The 16,757-nt window shown below is 51.3% G+C and carries 16 protein-coding genes and 1 tRNA gene; 7 read left to right on the top strand and 10 right to left on the bottom strand.

Annotated elements, in window-relative coordinates:
- Nucleotides 1-42: 42 nt before the first annotated feature.
- The 6 genes from M0P74_13135 to M0P74_13110 form a co-directional block, all read right to left on the bottom strand.
- Nucleotides 43-1,725, bottom strand: coding sequence for a PEP-utilizing enzyme (locus M0P74_13135; GenBank protein MCK9364529.1), 1,683 nt, complete (start codon nt 1,723-1,725; stop codon nt 43-45).
- A 113-nt stretch (nt 1,726-1,838) separates the two neighbouring features.
- Entirely contained in the window at nt 1,839-2,600 is a 762-nt protein-coding gene (locus M0P74_13130) for a 3-oxoacyl-ACP reductase FabG (GenBank protein MCK9364528.1), read from the bottom strand.
- 4 nt (nt 2,601-2,604) lie between these two features.
- Nucleotides 2,605-3,483 carry an ARMT1-like domain-containing protein gene (locus M0P74_13125; protein MCK9364527.1) on the bottom strand — a complete coding sequence of 293 codons (879 nt, stop codon included), beginning with the start codon at nt 3,481-3,483 and terminating at the stop codon, nt 2,605-2,607.
- Nucleotides 3,484-3,513: 30 nt separating this feature from the next.
- Entirely contained in the window at nt 3,514-5,196 is a 1,683-nt protein-coding gene (locus M0P74_13120) for an NAD(P)/FAD-dependent oxidoreductase (protein ID MCK9364526.1), read from the bottom strand.
- Between the two features lie 52 nt (nt 5,197-5,248).
- Entirely contained in the window at nt 5,249-5,656 is a 408-nt protein-coding gene (locus M0P74_13115; protein MCK9364525.1) for a hypothetical protein, read from the bottom strand.
- A 12-nt stretch (nt 5,657-5,668) separates the two neighbouring features.
- Entirely contained in the window at nt 5,669-7,309 is a 1,641-nt protein-coding gene (locus M0P74_13110; GenBank protein ID MCK9364524.1) for an NAD(P)/FAD-dependent oxidoreductase, read from the bottom strand.
- 301 nt (nt 7,310-7,610) lie between these two features.
- On the opposite strand from M0P74_13110, the gene M0P74_13105 reads away from it, so the two are divergent.
- The 4 genes from M0P74_13105 (at nt 7,611) to M0P74_13090 (ending at nt 11,180) form a co-directional block, all read left to right on the top strand.
- Entirely contained in the window at nt 7,611-8,537 is a 927-nt protein-coding gene (locus M0P74_13105; GenBank protein MCK9364523.1) for a LysR family transcriptional regulator, read from the top strand.
- 18 nt (nt 8,538-8,555) lie between these two features.
- Nucleotides 8,556-9,428, top strand: a complete 873-nt coding sequence (locus M0P74_13100) for a hypothetical protein (protein MCK9364522.1) — start codon at nt 8,556-8,558, stop codon at nt 9,426-9,428.
- 17 nt (nt 9,429-9,445) lie between these two features.
- The gene (locus tag M0P74_13095) at nt 9,446-10,516 is read left to right on the top strand and encodes a sugar phosphate nucleotidyltransferase (GenBank protein ID MCK9364521.1); all 1,071 of its coding nucleotides are present in this window, start codon (nt 9,446-9,448) and stop codon (nt 10,514-10,516) included.
- Between the two features lie 73 nt (nt 10,517-10,589).
- Nucleotides 10,590-11,180 carry a hypothetical protein gene (locus M0P74_13090; GenBank protein MCK9364520.1) on the top strand — a complete coding sequence of 197 codons (591 nt, stop codon included), beginning with the start codon at nt 10,590-10,592 and terminating at the stop codon, nt 11,178-11,180.
- 99 nt (nt 11,181-11,279) lie between these two features.
- On the opposite strand, the gene M0P74_13085 is transcribed toward M0P74_13090, so the two are convergent.
- The 3 genes from M0P74_13085 to M0P74_13075 form a co-directional block, all read right to left on the bottom strand.
- Complete coding sequence (locus M0P74_13085; GenBank protein MCK9364519.1) at nt 11,280-11,609, bottom strand: ferredoxin:thioredoxin reductase; 330 nt, start codon at nt 11,607-11,609, stop codon at nt 11,280-11,282.
- Nucleotides 11,606-11,851 carry a glutaredoxin family protein gene (locus tag M0P74_13080; GenBank protein MCK9364518.1) on the bottom strand — a complete coding sequence of 82 codons (246 nt, stop codon included), beginning with the start codon at nt 11,849-11,851 and terminating at the stop codon, nt 11,606-11,608. Before M0P74_13080 ends, M0P74_13085 begins: the two co-directional genes overlap by 4 nt.
- Before the next feature lie 172 nt (nt 11,852-12,023).
- On the bottom strand, nt 12,024-12,308 hold the full coding sequence (locus M0P74_13075; protein ID MCK9364517.1) for a hypothetical protein: 285 nt from the start codon (nt 12,306-12,308) through the stop codon (nt 12,024-12,026).
- Nucleotides 12,309-12,602: 294 nt separating this feature from the next.
- On the opposite strand from M0P74_13075, the gene M0P74_13070 reads away from it, so the two are divergent.
- From M0P74_13070 to M0P74_13060, 3 genes are all read left to right on the top strand, one after another.
- Nucleotides 12,603-12,678, top strand: a tRNA-Thr gene (locus M0P74_13070).
- Nucleotides 12,679-13,370: 692 nt separating this feature from the next.
- The gene (locus M0P74_13065) at nt 13,371-14,798 is read left to right on the top strand and encodes a B12-binding domain-containing radical SAM protein (protein MCK9364516.1); all 1,428 of its coding nucleotides are present in this window, start codon (nt 13,371-13,373) and stop codon (nt 14,796-14,798) included.
- Nucleotides 14,799-14,834: 36 nt separating this feature from the next.
- The gene (locus tag M0P74_13060; protein MCK9364515.1) at nt 14,835-15,677 is read left to right on the top strand and encodes a MipA/OmpV family protein; all 843 of its coding nucleotides are present in this window, start codon (nt 14,835-14,837) and stop codon (nt 15,675-15,677) included.
- A gap of 142 nt (nt 15,678-15,819) precedes the next feature.
- Here the strand turns inward: M0P74_13060 and M0P74_13055 are convergent, their stop codons facing one another.
- Nucleotides 15,820-16,560, bottom strand: coding sequence for a hypothetical protein (locus M0P74_13055; protein ID MCK9364514.1), 741 nt, complete (start codon nt 16,558-16,560; stop codon nt 15,820-15,822).
- Nucleotides 16,561-16,757 lie beyond the last annotated feature (197 nt).

Here is a 16,757-nt window from a genome sequence, read left to right as displayed (position 1 = left end):
GATTAAAATCTGCCTCCAAATGCCAACAGCCGCTTAGCGAGTTTAATGCAGTATTACTACCGTCCCTAAATTAGCATCTACTTTTATTCGCTGTCCTGATTTGATCTTCGTTGTTCCCTCAAAGACGTTCATGACCACGGGGATGCCGTATTCCCTGCCCACGATGGCGGCGTGGGAGAGGCTGCCGCCCCGGTCCACCACCACCCCCTTGATCATTCCGAAGATGGGGGTCCATGCCGGCGAGGTGCTTACCGCGACAAGAATGTCTCCGGGCTGGATGCTGGCCAGATCCTCTTCCTTGAAGACGACCCTCGCAATGCCTTCGGCCACGCCGCCGGAACCGCATGTTCCGATGAGGTCGGCCTTGAGCTCCGGCCGGGCTTCCGGCATGGTGCCCACGACCACTTTGAGGGCGATCGGATCCATCGATTTGACCATTACCTCCATGGCCTGCGCCATGCTGAAATCACTCTTTAAAATTACGGGAGGATTGCCGTCCTTGTTCCACTGCGTCCATTCGGCCCGGCGACGCTCGACGAGAGGCTTGAGGTTGAACTGCCCGGGGTTGAGACCTGCTTTGCGGACTTCATCGGGCATGAGGAAGAAGATGTCGTCGCGTTCGGCAATGGTTCCTGCGGCTGCAAAACGCCGGCCGATATCAATGCAGGTCTTGCGCAGCAGGGCGTGGGTTTCCTGATCGAGATAATGGTTGTGCTCTTCGCTGAAACGGCTGCAGTTCTGAGCAATTTTCATCAGCGTGGAAAACCACCCCCGCTGTTCGGCGGAAACCTTGGCCAGCATCTCCGCCTCTGTTTTTTTGCGCTCCTCTTCGAGCGCCAACCGTTTCTTTCCGAGATCGAACTTCTCCCCCGCCTTCAGGTAAACCGCAACCTTGTCGAAAGCCTGGGGCAGATCTTCCGCCCACGTGGGCAGACAGATCTCAGCCATTCGTTCCATCCGCCATCCGGCCTTCGCGTCAATGAATGCCACAAATTCTTTCAGGAACTCGCGGCCTTTATCGGTCTCCTGGAGTTTGGCTTCCCAATCTTTGGGCGCCGTCGCCTGCAGAGTTGCTTCCATGCCAATTTCCCGTAATTTCTGGGCGTAGTCGCACAGAGCCAGATCGACGCGGAAACTCTCATTATCGAAGCCGCTCATCAGCTTCTGGAAATCAGGATGGGTGTCGTCGATGTTCAGCAGATGCTTGCAGAGCTTTTCAAAGAGCACGAAGGGCATGTAGGTGCCGTACATCATATACATGTGAATTTCCCACATCCTGCGGCACGTGGCGATTGCGTATTCGAAGTTTTCCAGGAGTTCTATCTGGGTTGCTTTTTCACCGTCCACTGCCTTGATTTTCCGGTACCGAACGAACAGCTCTTCCAGCAAACCGGTCCAGAGCTTGTCGTAGTTCTCCACGAAAGGCCGGATTGCCTGCTGGAACTTCACCTCCCGGGCCTTCTTTTCTTCCTCCGAGCCCACCAATAACAGTGTCAGGTAAGCGCCGCCATTTTTAAAACGCCAGTCCCAGCCGTGAACAGTGGGAAGCTGGAGGGTTTCGGCGCCATACTGCATCCCGTGGCGGCAGAAATTGATCCAGAACCACCCGAACATCGGAGTCCAGGGCGGCACCGAGTGGGTGCCATCCAGAAACCAGACCGGCGACTGTTCCAGATCGGTTTTCTCATCAAACTCTAATCCCGGTACGCAATCATACATCTTCATCTTAAGTTCCCTCCTTAATTAATGTTGTGATTGCCGGTGACAGAATTGCAATTTGTCACCAAACGTTTTTGATTGCCGGGGAGAGAATAAAATTCGGTCCCCAACCCCCTTAGCTAGTGCATGGCCCTCCCGCCATCCACAAGTATAATTTCTCCCGTTATGAAATCGGCGTCATCGGAAGCCAGAAAAATTACCGCTCCGACAATGTCTTCAGCTTTGCCCAGTCTCCGGAGGGGCGTTTTTGATGTGTCATATTTTGCAATATCCGCGATCGTGCGGCTCGCTTCGGTATCAGTAAAGCCTGGCGCTACGGCGTTTACCGTGATGTTGTTCGGCCCCAGTTCGGCGGCCAGCGCCCTGGTTAATCCGACAACTCCGCCCTTGGAGGCTACGTAATGGGCAAAGCCATTGGAACCAGTGAAGAATACCTCGGAAGCAAGGTTAATGATCTTACCTTTGCCCTGCTCCTTCATGCTGGGGAATACCGCCCGGGCACAGATCCAGGGTCCCTTGACGTTGATGCCCATCATCATGTCCCACTCCTCCGGCGATATTTGATCGAAGGGCTTTCGCGCGACGCCGAAATAGTAAGCGGCATTATTCACCAAAACATCAATCTTGCCGAATTTCTTGACAGTTTCATCAGCTACTTTCTGCATCTCTTCGAGTTTGGTAACGTCAGCCAGAAAAAAGATGCATTCAGCGCCCCTGGCGGTTGCTTCTTCTGCCGCTTTTTTGAGCCCATCAAGGTCTTTTCTGGTTACGAGGACAAGTTTGGCGCCTTCGTCGGCAAACCTCAAGGCGAAAGCCTTGCCCAGCCCCTTGCCCGCTCCTGTGATGATAACAACCTTGTCCTCAAGTGTTTTATGCTGCATGATGTCAGCTCCTTGCGTCAAGTTTGACGACAAATTTTCCCTCACTGATTTTCATATCCCTGGCGATCGCCGCGCACTTGATTTTTAAAAGAAATAACGCTGATTTTCCTTGTGTTTCACCTCGCAGAGCTTCGTAATTTCCGGTTCCTTTGGAAATTACGAGATCGCTCTTGCGAAAGACTCGGTTGGCGGCCGACTTGCCATTTCCGGGAACAAAAACCTTTTTTACTGTCACTATTCTGTCGGCTGTGCGGTTCAGGTTGAAAAATTCTGCATCCGCAAGGGTCGCATCCTCGAAATAGGCCGGTTCCTTGACGACCACAGTCACATCTTTTCCCATCCCTTTGAGTTGTGCCACAAGAAGCGCGTCAAACCCTATTTCGCCTGCGTTATCTGTTACATAGAAGACGTGATTTGACTGGGTCGCGGCCTTGAAGGCATCGCCGATAAAAACGGGGAGGGGACCTTCCCCCGTCATGATCGCCAGCGCCTCGGGAAAAGAAAATGCTTTTCCTCCTGCCGGCGCGCCCATTGGCGAAACATTTCCCGTGGCGGCGAGCGAGCAGGCTCTTTGAAATTTCCCGCGCGGCGTTCTTGCCTGATTTACATAGGCAGCGGCCTGCGGCAGCAGCTTCCTTACATAATCATTTGTTTCCCGCTTGATTGCCCTCCAGAAATCTGATTCCGGGGGAACAAATTCATAAATCAAGTCCGCTGCCTGGTTGCACAGAGCGCCCACATTGGCTGAGTCTGCCATCTCGCGGGCAAGGAGGTGGACGATACTTTTGAACAGCGGGGGGATGTCCTCATTGCTGTTCTCGGCTATCGCCCGCTCATAAACCCACTCCAAAAGGCATAACCCGCATTTGATGTCCGGTTTCATGCTCTCTTCCTCTTCCTTATCCTCCGACTGCTACCAGCCGCGCTCTTCCCATGGCCGGTATTTAAGCCCCAGATCCTGGGCAATAACCTTATAGCAGTTGTAGCTGCTGCCTCGACCAATCCCGTGGGCGGAATGCGCTGCCGACGAACAGAGGTAGTAATTTTTGACTGGCATGCGGTATCCCGATATCTCCGGAAAGGGTCTCATCCTTCCCAAACACTCATAGTTAGCATCGAGTGCCCCCCAACCTCCCTGGGGCATGCAGAGATTTCTGTTGACCACGTCGTCCGGCGTGGCAATCCAGGCGGAAATGAAGTTGTCCATCGTTACATTGGGGGCATATTTCGCCCACTCTTTCACCATGCGGGTTTCAATTTCCCGCTTCATTCTCAGCCATTCCCGTTCCGAGAAATTTCTCCAGGGGCACGTGAATTCCTCCACAAGGGCGGCGAATCTACCGGCTGGGGCGCGGGTTTTGTCCCACTGCACGTCCGGCGCTACGAGGAGGTACAACTGGTCGGCGATGCCCTTCTCCCAGCGTTCTTTCTGATAACGGCCGCTCAGGAAATAGTCGGGGTCAGCCTTGCCAAAGTACAGCCGGGGAACCATCCCCAATTCCGGGTTCATGGGGTAAACGGGCGCCTCCATCAGGGCAATATTTCCCCACATCAACTGCGTTCTTTCATAGCCCGTGTCCTCTAGCGTCGGAGGTTTTACCTTCAGTTTCTGCGCCTTTTCCCAGAGTTCATCGGGCGTCCACTCCTTGCCTACGGCCTCCAGCGTCAGTTCCACGCTCAAATCACTCACGACGATGTCGGCCAGCACCCGATCGCCATTTTTCAATTCGATTCCGTAAGCCTTGTTGTTATCTACGAGGACTTTCTTGACCTCGTTGAGAACGAAAAATTCGCCCCCGTACTGCTGGAAGGCCCGCAGCAGCGCATGGGTGATGCTGTGTGTTCCCCCGGTGACGATCGCCGCGGCATCCATCGAGAGGATGAGCCCCAGGGCGTGAACATGCCAGTAGGGGCCCGGCCGGTCGCAGGGCATCAGGCCGTTTGAGGTCTGCATGGCGCGCATGTAGAAGGTCTGCATCTCGGGGCTCTTGAACATCCGCGTGGCGATCTCGCCCACTGTTCCCATGCAAATCTCCCGATCCAGGCCGTCTTTCGGATCATCGAAGAGCGCCTCCAGCGGATCAGGCCTGTTCCCCCATTCCCCGGGTCCCGTATAACGGTAAAGGCCGAAAGCTTTTTTCCATTTGTTTTTGAAGCTTTGAATAATTTTCTCTACCGTGTCTGCGTCGTCCTGGTTAATCTTGGCGATCTCCTTGATCGTGTAGTCGGCGGCCGCCTGCGAGAATTCAGACCGGCCCGTGAGCGGATCGACAACCGGAAAGATCGTTTTCCCCATAATATAGCTGCCGTCGGGATAGATCCAAGCCTCGTTGTTTTCCGGGAACAGGTAAACCAGGCCGTAATCGCGCAAATTAAAATCTGAATAGGCAGGATTTGTGTAGAATCTGGTAAAGTGCGCGCATACGTTCTGGATAAAACCCGGCAGCGGCAGCTCTTCACCGCAGGCGCCGCCGCCCATCTCGTGCCACCGCTCAAACATCGCCGTCTTGAGGCCGGCCCGCTGCAGGTAACACGCGATTATGGTTGCGTGATGCCCACCGCCGACGATCACTGCATCATACTTTTTATCTGGCATAATACCCTCCCTGTGCCTTTATCATCATGTTAATTGCTTTATGATTAATTGATCATTTCTTCCTTGCGGGAATGGGCCTCGGGCCAATCGGCGCCGGACCGGAAACTGCCTTCGCCGGAGCGGCCGCGAGCGGCGGTAAAACATCTGCACCTGGCGTTTTCGACTGCGCCGGTTCAGCATACTTTGGCCCGCGGCTGAAGAGAAACTTCAGGCAGCTCAACATAAGTGCCGGACTTGTAAAGATTATCCCGAGCATTTCCCTCAAATCCGGCGGCTCTATGAAGGCCCGCACCGTCCAGTGAACGGGATTCGTTATTTCCACCTCCACGAGGAGTCGCACTGGTTCGCTGGCGCCTTTGGGGGCGGACTCCAGGGTTGAAGGAACTACATCAGTGGTCACGATACTCGCTATTCTTCCCGACAGCAATGTCCTCCCCAAACCGGTTGATCTTATAAACATGGCACTCTCCTTTCAAAACAGTCCGAGGTCTCTTGCCTCTTTGACGCCGCGCGGTTCGGGCCACCATTTCTTGATCCCCAGGTCCTCGGCAATCTTCTCGGCGGCGTTGAAGCCAGGCCCGTAGGTAATCATTCCGCCCGAATGGGTGGAGGCGCCGCCAATGTAAAGATTCTTGATTGGCGTATCATGCTGGCTGCAGAATTCGTTCGGCCGGAAATAGCCCATCTGCAGCGGGAGGTAGGCGCCCTGTTTGAAACAGCCCTGCTTCATGTCGGGGAATTTGTTTTCCGTATCCAGGGGCGTGCCGATGTAATCCCAGACGATCGTATCCTGGTTCATGTTCGGCGCGTACCTGCCAAGAATGGCCTTGCAGCGTTCCGCATAGTCTCTTCTCATCCTGTTCCAGGCCAGGGGGCCTCCGTCTTTCAGGTTGTAGGGGGCGCACTCCATCGAAATGAGGCCGATATGTTTAACGAAGCTGTCGGGATGGCGATGCATGCGGATTGGGTCATGAATGGACGGGAAACAGCAGTTGAAGCCGCCGTCGTGCAGTTCTCCGCGCTTGGAAGCCTCAAAGTGGTTGATCAGATCCTGTTCGCTTTCGTAGCCAACTATGTAGATCAGGGCATCGGCGAGTTCCGGATGCTGATCGAAAATCTTGAAGTGCGGTCTTTCCGTGAGCGCCAGATGGACGGTGAAGAAACTCATGTCCGAATATTTCCACTGGTCGAGCCGGGTGATCAATTCCGGTTCGAGATGTTCCTTCCCCACATAATCATAGAAGGTCTGATGCGGGTTAAGGGTGCTGCAAACGAATTTTTTGGCCTTGATTATCGTGCCGTCCTCAAGTTCTACCCCTTTGGCTTCGTTGTTTTCGATGAGGATCTTTTTGATGACGCAGCCGCTGATTACCCGGCTGCCGTTTTCGGAGATGTACTTTCCCATCAGATGGGCCACATGATGCGAGCCCATGTGACTCAGGCGGAAATGCCATCCCCGGTTGATCATCAGGGGCACCAGATAACCCAGACCTTCAAGGTCGTAATCGAGCCCCCACATGGTGGCGAGATAGAGAAAAAATGCCCTGACCTTGTCGTTTTCGAACCACGAGTCAACGATCTGCCGAGGCGTATAGCCAGTCAGTTCATCGTCCCACCTGGTTGCCGGATGGAGTTCCAGTTTGGCCGCCTGCTCCAGGCTCGGCAAGGGGTTTACATAGCTTGCCGGGGCCAGGAAGACATCCATCGCTTCATCGGAAATGCTGGCGAAGTTGAGGAACGATTCGGCATCCTTTTCCGAAAATTTGCGGATGGACTCGGCCGATTTTTCCGGATCGTTGTACAGGGCGAGATAAGTGCCGTCCTGAAAGGGCATGACAACTTGCAGATCAGGATATATCCACTTCAGGTCATATCTTGTTTCCAGCTCGAAATCTCTCAGGGGAGGCGCGTACTCGCACATCATGTGGTAGATGGCGTGGCTGTCCACCAGCATGCCTGGGAGAAGCAGATTTTCCGTCGCCAACCCCCCCCCGATCTCATACCTTCTTTCCAGAACTGCAACTTTCAACCCTGCCTTGGCGAGATATCCCGCCGCAGTGAGTCCATTTGGACCGGCGCCGATGATAATCCCGTCAAATTCCAATTCCCTCATAGTCTTGCCTCCTTACTTTTCGATTACAATTTTCGCCGATGAAAAGCTGACGCACCCGTCAAAGGGTGATTTTCGATTGGCCATGCCGCTCTTGCCGCGCAAAACGAAGCGTAATGTTCACGAACTTCAACAGCCCTGTTACCGGCTGCCGCCAGAAAGAGAGCTTGAAGAGCCTTCGATGAGTTATAAATAACTGGTTTGGTAGATCTGATGGTTGCCTTTTACTTTTTAAATATTGACAGGTCAACACAAATAATTTTATAATTTACTAAATTAAATTGTATAATTCAGGTTATTCCCAATGATGAATTTAAATCAGTTGCGGGCTCTGTACTGCGTTGTCAAGACAGGCGCCTTTGCCAAGGCAGCCGAAGAGCTCTTTGTTACCGAGCCGGCCGTCTATATCCAGGTGCGCTCCTTAGAGAAGGACATGGGCTTTATCTTGCTGGACAGATTTGGCAAGGAATTGCACCCAACGGAGATGGGCAAGCTTCTTTATGACTATGCAGAGAAGATATTCGGCCTCGTCGAAGAAGCGACACAAGCGGTGCAGGAGCTGCAGGATCTCAAAAGCGGTTCATTGCGGCTGGGCGTCACCAAAGCCCTTTCCCAATACCTCATGCCTGCGGTTATCGCCAATTTCCAGGATCGCCATCCGCATCTTTCCATCCACCTTGATGAAAGAAGCTCCCGGGAGCTCGTGGAAGGCATCCTGCTCCATCGGTTCGAACTGGCCATTGCGGCAAAGGTTCCCTACCCGGAAAGGGTGGCCGTCGTGCCTTTCACTCGGGACGAACTCATTCTCGTCGGTTCTCCGCGCAGCAAACTGCTCAAGCAAGATAAGGTCACCCTTCAGAATCTGACCGCCGAGTCTATCATTCTTTCCGATGCCAGATCAGCCACCAAATTCACCATGTGGCATGAATTTGAAATAAGGGGTCTCAATCCTACGTCAATCATTGAGGCCGGGAGTACGGAATTTATCAAGTCACTGGTAAAAAAAGGCAAGGGATATGCTTTTATAGCCAGTATCTGCGTCCGGGAGGATATCAAAAACGGGACGCTTGCCGCCATCCCACTTGCTGAAGGCAGTTTTAACATGGATATCTGCATCATCCATCTTAAGGGGAAGACGCTGTCTCCGGCGGCTGCGGCATTTGTCTCCTTCCTTCAGGAAAACAAGGGATCGCGAACGCTGACCAAACTTGTGGATGATTTGGTGAAATAGTTTAAAAATGAACGTGATATGACAGTCTCAAGCAAAAGACAGACAGGGATTTTCCCATTCCACGGCTGGATTGGCTGCTTTTTCGTTGCACTATTCTGGCTTTTGAACTGGCTTCTTCCGGGAAACAGAACTATCTGGGGATTCTTTCCCCTCTGGTTTGGCTATTCCCTGGCCGTTGATGCGCTGGTGTATCGCTGGAAGGGGAATTCCCTGCTGACCAGGAGTCCTTTGGCGTGGGCCGGCCTGTTTTTTGTTTCGGCGCCGGTATGGTGGCTCTTTGAGCTTCTCAACCTCCGGACGCAGAACTGGTTTTATCTGGGAACGGAGAGTTTATCGACTTTTCAATACGCGCTCTTTTCCACCTGGAGCTTTTCGACGGTGATGCCGGCGGTCTTCGGCACGGCGGAGCTGGTGGGGACCTGGAAACCGCTTGCAAAACTCGTTTCCGGCCCATTTATCCCAAACACGCCGGCATTTTTGAACGGTCTTTTGCTTGCCGGCGTGGTGATGCTCGCCCTCCTGGTCCTCTGGCCGGATGTTTTCTTTCCCCTCCTTTGGGTTTCGCTCTTTCTTATCATCGAGCCCCTGAACGTAAAGTTGGGCAACCGCTCGCTTTTGGCTGACCTGTTTCGGGGCGACTGGCGAACGTTTTTTTCTCTTGCCCTGGGCGCCCTGATCTGCGGATTTTTCTGGGAGATGTGGAATTTTTATTCATTCCCCAAATGGATATACCGGATTCCCTATGCCAACTGGGTACACGTCTTCGAGATGCCGCTTGCCGGTTATCTCGGCTATATTCCCTTTTCGTTTGAGCTTTTTTCGCTGTTCCATCTTTTAACGATGCCGTTGCGGAAGAACAAACTAAGGAGTGAAATTCTCCCAATCCAATAACAGAAAGGATAAAATATATGTTTGCAGTAATTATGGCCGGAGGCCGGGGGACGCGTTTCTGGCCCCGCAGCAGGGAGAAAATGCCCAAGCATCTCCTTGACATCCAGAGCGAAAAGTCGCTGATCAGGGAAACGGTTGACCGGATTAGGCCGCTTGTTCCCCCGGAGCGCACGCTGATTGTGACCGGCCGAAGTCATGCCGTGGAGCTGATTCGCCTTTTGCCGGAAATTCCCGCGGGAAATATTATAATCGAGCCGGTCGGGCGCAATACCGCCCCCTGCATCGGGCTTGCCGCCCTCCATATCCAAAAAAGGGCAGGGGACGCGGTGATGCTGGTGCTGCCTTCCGATCACCGGATCGCCGCTGAGATGCAATTTCGCCGCGTTCTGGAGGCGGCTGCCGTAGCTGCAGCATCACAGGAAGCGCTGTTGACGATCGGCATCAAACCGACCGGACCGGCAACCGGGTACGGATATCTCGAAGCGGGAGAGCTCTTTGCGAAGGATGGGGATTTGCCAATTCGCCGGGTTAAGTCAATCCGGGAAAAACCGGATCTCGCGACAGCCGGAGAATTCCTGAAAAATGGTGAATTCTTATGGAACAGCGGGATGTTCATCTGGAAGGCCTCGACGATACTGAACGAAATTGCCCGTTTTCTACCGGATATCTATAAAGGACTGACCGAGATAAAATCTGTTCTCGGCGGGGAGGACGAAGCCGAGGTTGTCGAGAGGGTCTATCCCTCTTTGCCTTCCGTCTCAATAGATTACGGGGTGATGGAAAAGGCGAAGGATGTCCTCGTCATCCCCGGGGACTTCGGCTGGTCGGATCTCGGGAGCTGGGATGCCCTCTGGGAGGTTTCCCCAAAGGATGCAAGAGGCAACGTCGTGCGCGGACGCTTCATCGGCATTGATGCGGGCGATTCCCTCGTTTACAGCCCGGAAAAACTCGTCGCCATAGTCGGGGTGCGGGACATTTTCGTCGTCGAAACGAAAGATGCCCTCCTTATCTGCCGCCGCGACCGCTCCCAGGATGTCCGCAAGGTGGTAGAAAAACTCGAAAAAGAGGGTTTGGGTGAATATCTGTAGCATTCTCTATCTTGCAGCGCCGGCTAATTACCCGGCGCGCAAGGCATATTGCTTTTGAAGGTGGGTGTTCATAATGGATAAGAAAAAAAACAACGGCGGGGCATTTATCGAAGCGCCAACCAACATTCCCTGGTATTTGAAGATCGGTCTATGGGCAGCGAAAAAATCAACGGGGAAAGAGATGCTGCCCGGCCTTTTGCTGGCATGGTTTCCCAAGGCTGCCATCGGCTCGGGATTTCTTGAGTTTTTGACGGCGCATGGGCCAAAGGATATGGAGCGAAGGATCCTCAAAATCGTCCGTATCCGGGCTTCGGCGCTTATTTCCTGCCCGTTTTGTATCGACATGAACAGCTATGATTATCCCGATCACGGCTTGACGAGGGAAGAGGCGGAGGCGCTTTCCCAAAAGACGGGCTGGGATGCGATTGCGAGTTTTTCCCGCAGGGAACGGATCGCGCTTCGCTATGCCGAAGGCATATCCATGACGCCGCCGGATTTTCCGCAAGAACTGCGGGATGAAATACGAATGCATTTTTCAGAGCGCGAGATTGTGATCATGGCCGCGACCGTAGCGCAGGTAAATTACTGGGCACGCCTGCTCCGTGCCCTCGCTGTACCGTCAGCCGGTTTCTGCGAGTTGATCAATCAGAAACCGACGGCTTGACCGTCTTTGCGCGGGTCGGAGGCGGCGCAGTAACAGTCATCAAGACGGTAAATAAGCTGGGCGCCTCCGAAGAGCTGGGCGGGTGAATCGCAATAAACCTTATGCCCTCGTTTTTTCAGGGGGTCTTCTTTCTGGGACGACGATGTCTCCCGAATCTTTTTCTGACGGGGATGCCAGATAAAGAGCGCAGTAACACTGCCCGTATTGCCGAACGTCCTGCTCCCGGTAAACACATGGACAGATAATATCTTGATCCCACTCGCGATTTCCTGATGCCAGACGACAGGGACAGGAAGCATAGCCGTATCGCTCACGGTTGACGATCAATCCGCCGATCAGCTCCAATGCCATTTTTTTATCGGCATTTAAAAAATAACCCTTGGGTTCCTGTGACTTCTTGAGCAATTCGTAAAGTTGTTCCGCGTTCATATCCCTAATGCCTCTCTCAATTTGCTTTCATTGAAACCGACTAGGATGCTGTCTCCAATCAAAATAGTCGGGAAACTGCGTGCTGGATTATAACCGGTCAATTCTTCGATCGTATTTTTTCTTTGCTCGCCGGTCAGCAAATCAACATCGATAAACTGAAAGTCAATGGCATTATCCTCCATGAATCTTTTTGCGGCCCGGCAGTGGCCGCAAGTGCTCAGCGTAAACATTCTTACCGTCATGATACTTTTCTCCGAATGATCATATATTCTGTAACTGGCCGTCGCGTTTTATCTTAATTCCCTGACAATCGGGCGTCTCTGGTTTGTCAGGAGACATTTTCAAATTAATACGAAAAAATGATCCGCACCAGTTCGCTTTTTGATGGCTTAACTAGCCACCGCCGCCGCCTCATCAGCTAGCGCCAACCTTAATTTCGAGGACATCGCCATCCTGAACCTTTCTTGTCAGACTCCTTCCATCGAAGTGATTCAACATTATGCTGACATTCGGGCGCAGGTTCCCATGCAACGCAGACGAACCCTCTTGAACTGGGTAGAACAGCTCTTCCTTGATTCTGGGAAGAAGGGCTGTAAGATTATTGAGACAATCTTCCTCAGTCTCTCCGACTGCCTCGAAGGAGAATTTACCCCTCGTAATACCGGCGAAACTTCGCGGCAGTTTCAATGTTATGCTCACCGCTGGTTTACCCCCTCAAAACCGGTCGCGTTGATTGATAAGAGCTTCTTTTATGCGGCGAGTATAGGGAGGCGACTTTTGCATGTCAATAGAAATTTTGAATTATATCAAGAGTAAATTCTTCTGCGCAGTCCCCGGCAAGCATCCGGTGTCGCAGGTGGTTTCTGAAGGAAAGAAAAGACGATTAAGCAAAATTAGGCGGTGGATTTTGATGTGGATTTTGATTGACAAGAGGTGTCACTTCGTATAGATACTCCTGCCATTGCAGGGTATAAACTTTCCTGTTCCCAAAAAGCCGATGTAGCTCAGACGGTAGAGCAGCTGATTCGTAATCAGCAGGTCAGCAGTTCGATCCTGCTCATCGGCTCCATAAGATCAGGGGGTGGCGGTTTAAATGCCGAAACCCCCTGTTTTTTGTCCGGCCGCTTGCTCCCACTCCTCGCCCCCAAAAGGAGTTTTTGTAATTTGACATTTAATTTGCGACGATTAGACACATAGCTTGCGACGGATTAACGCAATCGGTGAGAACATTTGAAGGGCAATCCATAAGACGCAAAAATCCTTTCGTTTTTGCTAACCACTCAAAAACGTCAGTTTTTAACACTATGCAAGATATCTCTTTACAAGCAAAAACAGCACCCCGCGAGCCAATTGCAAAACCATTTGTCATTCCCGAAAGCGAAGCTTAATGTTCATAATGTCTCTATCGGGAAAGCGAAGCTTTATGTTCATAATATGGTTTTTCAAGCAGTTAGAACCAGATTCCCGCTCAGAATCGTTGCGGGAATGACAAGAATGGGGAGTTTTGCAATTTGCTCAAACAAATCAAACATCCCCAATTATTCTTCCCTTTCATCGCCTCCTCGTTCATGATATTACTCGAAGGGGCGATTGTCACCGTGAGCGGCGATCAGGTGCCGGTACGGCTGTGACCGTGTTGTTGATTCTTTACAGCCACAAGATGAATATCCGACGCCCTGCTTGAGGAAAGGCGGCGGCAGGCGTAATCAAGGGGTATTGAAGACCGCGCCACGCGAAGCCCCGGAAGAAGGTGGAATTTTCATGCGCATTGTTCTCGTTCACCCGCGGGGATTTAACTGGTTTCCCGGTCATCGCGATATTACCGACATCGCCAATCGCATGGTTCCCCAGGGGATTTTGTCCATCGCCGCGTATCTGTTGAAACAGGGGCATGACGTTTTTATTTACGATTGCCTGGGTCCGGGCGTTCCGGTTAGCCTCTCTGAACAGGTTAAAGCGATCTTGAATTATGAACCTCAGATGGTCGGATTTTCGGCCACAACATCTTCGTTTCCTGATGCAGCAGAGATGGCGCAGAAAATCAAGGAACACTCCGCGAACATTAAAACCGTCTGCGGAGGCGTGCATGTTTCCGCATTGCAAGACCAGTTGCTCCGCGCTTACCCTGCCTTTGACTTTCTCTGCATCGGCGAGGGAGAGCTCACGATGGCGGAACTGGCCCAAGGCATGGATCCTGCGGAAATCAAGGGATTGATATGGCGCCAAGGTTCCGAAGCAATTACAAATCAGCTCCGCCCCCAAATACCCGATTTGGACTGTCTCCCGTTTCCCGCTTATGAAAAGCTCAAGGGTTTTCCTCACGATTACCACCTGCCTTTGTTCAGCTATGTCCGTACGCCCGGGGCGACGATGATTACGTCAAGGGGTTGCATGTATCAATGTTCTTATTGTGATCGTTCCGTCTTCAGGAAGGGATTTCGCTATAACTCCGCTTCTTATATTTACGATCACATGAACTATTTGAGGACAAGATTTGGTGTGCGGCATATTAATATTTATGACGACTTGTTTACCGCGGATCGCGTCCGCATTATTGAGCTCTGCGAAAAACTTGCCCGACGTCCCTTGGGTATTCAGTTCAACTGCGATGTGCGGGTTGGTTACACGGATGATGAATTGCTCAAAATGCTGAGAGATGCCGGCTGTCTTGTGGTTTCTCTGGGTATCGAATCGGCAGACCCGCAAATGTTGGCCAGGCACAAATCCGGGGTCTCGCTTGAGGGGGTATGTGATACCGTGAGGCGGATTCATGCCGCAGGGCTGCGGGCAAAAGGGCTATTTATTATGGGCTTGCCAGGAGAAACGGAAGGATCTATTCGAAGAACTTCTGATTTTATTATTTCGTTGGGGCTGGACGACATGAATATGTCCAAATTTACCCCTTTTCCCGGGGCTCCGCTTTGGTCAACGATCAGGAAAGAAGGGACATTTAATGAAGATTGGCGGTTGATGAATTGCATGAATTTTGTTTTTGTCCCCAAGGAAATCGCGTCAAAAGAGAGATTGGATCTTCTTTACAATGAGTACGTGAAGCGCTTCTATTCCGATCCCGAGTGGCGCAGGAAATTCCGCCGTCGTCTGTGGCAGCATCGTAAAAGCATTACGTATTTAATTCATCATTTGCCGTCGTTCTGGTCGGCCAAGCGTCAGTTTGAGCCCGGCAGATGAAGCTTATCAAAACTAACGGGAAATTAGGAGGTCAATATGCGCATTCGTCACGTGATGATGGTCACTTTGATGCTCTCGGTTTTTTTATTACCCTCAAGCGCTATAGGAGAGGAAAAACCTCTTTGGGAAGTAGGTGCGGGATTGGCGGTTCTCCAAATGCCCGACTACCGTGGGTCTGACGAAAAAAGACTTTATTTGCTGCCTTATCCGTACATCATCTACCGCGGCGATATTTTAAAAGTCGACAGGGAGCGCATTTCGGGACGCATTTTTAAAACAGATAGACTGTTATTGGATTTTAGTCTCTTTGGTAGCGCGCCGGTTGATAGTTCCCAAAATACCGCCCGCAGCGGTATGTCGGATCTTGACCCAATGTTTGAAATAGGTCCGTCTTTAAATATAGCGCTCCTTGAAAACCGGCAAGACCGCTACAAATTGAATCTTACTTTACCGGTGCGTGCTGTTTTTTCTACTGATTTTTCATCGCTGCGTCATAAAGGCTGGGTATTTAGTCCCCGGCTGGTTTTCGAAAAAACCGATTTAATTCCGGAGAGCGGTTTGAATCTGGGAATTTCAGTCGGGCCGATGTTTGCCGACAGCGTCTACCATAGATATTTTTATTCGGTCGAGCCGGCTTATGCTACGGCCCAGCGCCCTTCCTATGATGCCGGCTGCGGATACAGCGGTTCCACACTTACCCTCGGTTTAAATAAAGGATTTAAACAATTTATCTTTAATGCTTTTGTCAGCGTGGATTTTCTCCAAGGCGCCGTTATTGAAGATAGCCCGTTAGTAAAAACCAGATATTCCGTCATGAGCGGGTTCAGCGTGTCCTGGATATTCCTGAAATCCGCAAAACGTGTACCTGCCGAAAGATAAGAATTAGTCAATAGAGGTAATTGCAAAGCTCCCCATTCTGTCATTTCCGCAACGATTCTGAGCGGGAATCTGGTTCTAACGGCTTGAAAAACCATATTCCCGATAGAGGCATTCGGGAATGACAAATGGTTTTGCAATTACCTCAATGGAACAAAACGAACAGCAGAAGTAAAATAACAATGACTTGCGCAAAATAAATGCCAAATTTGTGCCGATGGTAGAATTCAAATGCTTTTTGAATACGTTTAAGCCCGCCCAATAAGCGCCGGATTAGCGCAAGTATTGGATACTTGTAATTATCCGATGTAAAATTATTTTGAAATGCACACATAGGATAAATTGCATAGACATCATCCGTCAGCGGCCGAAAGAGGGTGTCGTTAACGATACCCTGCCAGGGCTCATATGCTAACGTTTCCGCATAATGCCGATTTAAAGCGTAGGCATGGGTCAGGCTCTGGTAACAAACTTTCTGCACGCACGGATCAGCAGTTTTACGGCTGGAGCGAATTAAAGCCCCGAGAAGCAAAACTTTCCATTCCGGATGTTGTCTCAAAAATTCAGCGCAACTTCTTAATCGTTCCGGATCAAAGCGGTCAAATTCTACATCGTCTTCAAAAATAACGATATTTCTCGCACCTGCCTCCAACCCTTTACGCAGGCAGATCATGTGGGATTCATATACTTGCTGCTCAAAATCGTACGAAAGACGTTCACCAATTACGAACTCAACTCTATCAGCCAGCCCTACTTTTGAAAATTCTTTGAGCGCCGACTTGCGACGATCTCCACGTTCCCGCAGAGAAACGCAGTATAAACGATCAAAATAATCCCAACCGGAAACCGGATTTTTTACGGCAGCATCTGCATTAACAAGATTCATGACCGCCTCTGTCTCGGGCCGAAACCTTTCTTCTTTTTATGGCGTAAGTAAAAATCACATCTTTCGGTCATATGAGGCAATTGCAAAACCATTTGTCATTCCCGAATGTCTCTATCGGGAATATGGTTTTTCAAGCAGTTAGAACCAGATTCCCGCTCAGAATCGTTGCGGGAATGACAAGAATGGGGAGTTTTGCA

The sequence above is a fragment of the Syntrophales bacterium genome (assembly GCA_023229765.1).
Lineage (GTDB): Bacteria > Desulfobacterota > Syntrophia > Syntrophales > UBA5619 > DYTH01.
Note: the sequence above shows the minus strand (reverse complement) of the source record. Positions and strands in the feature narration are given on the sequence as shown.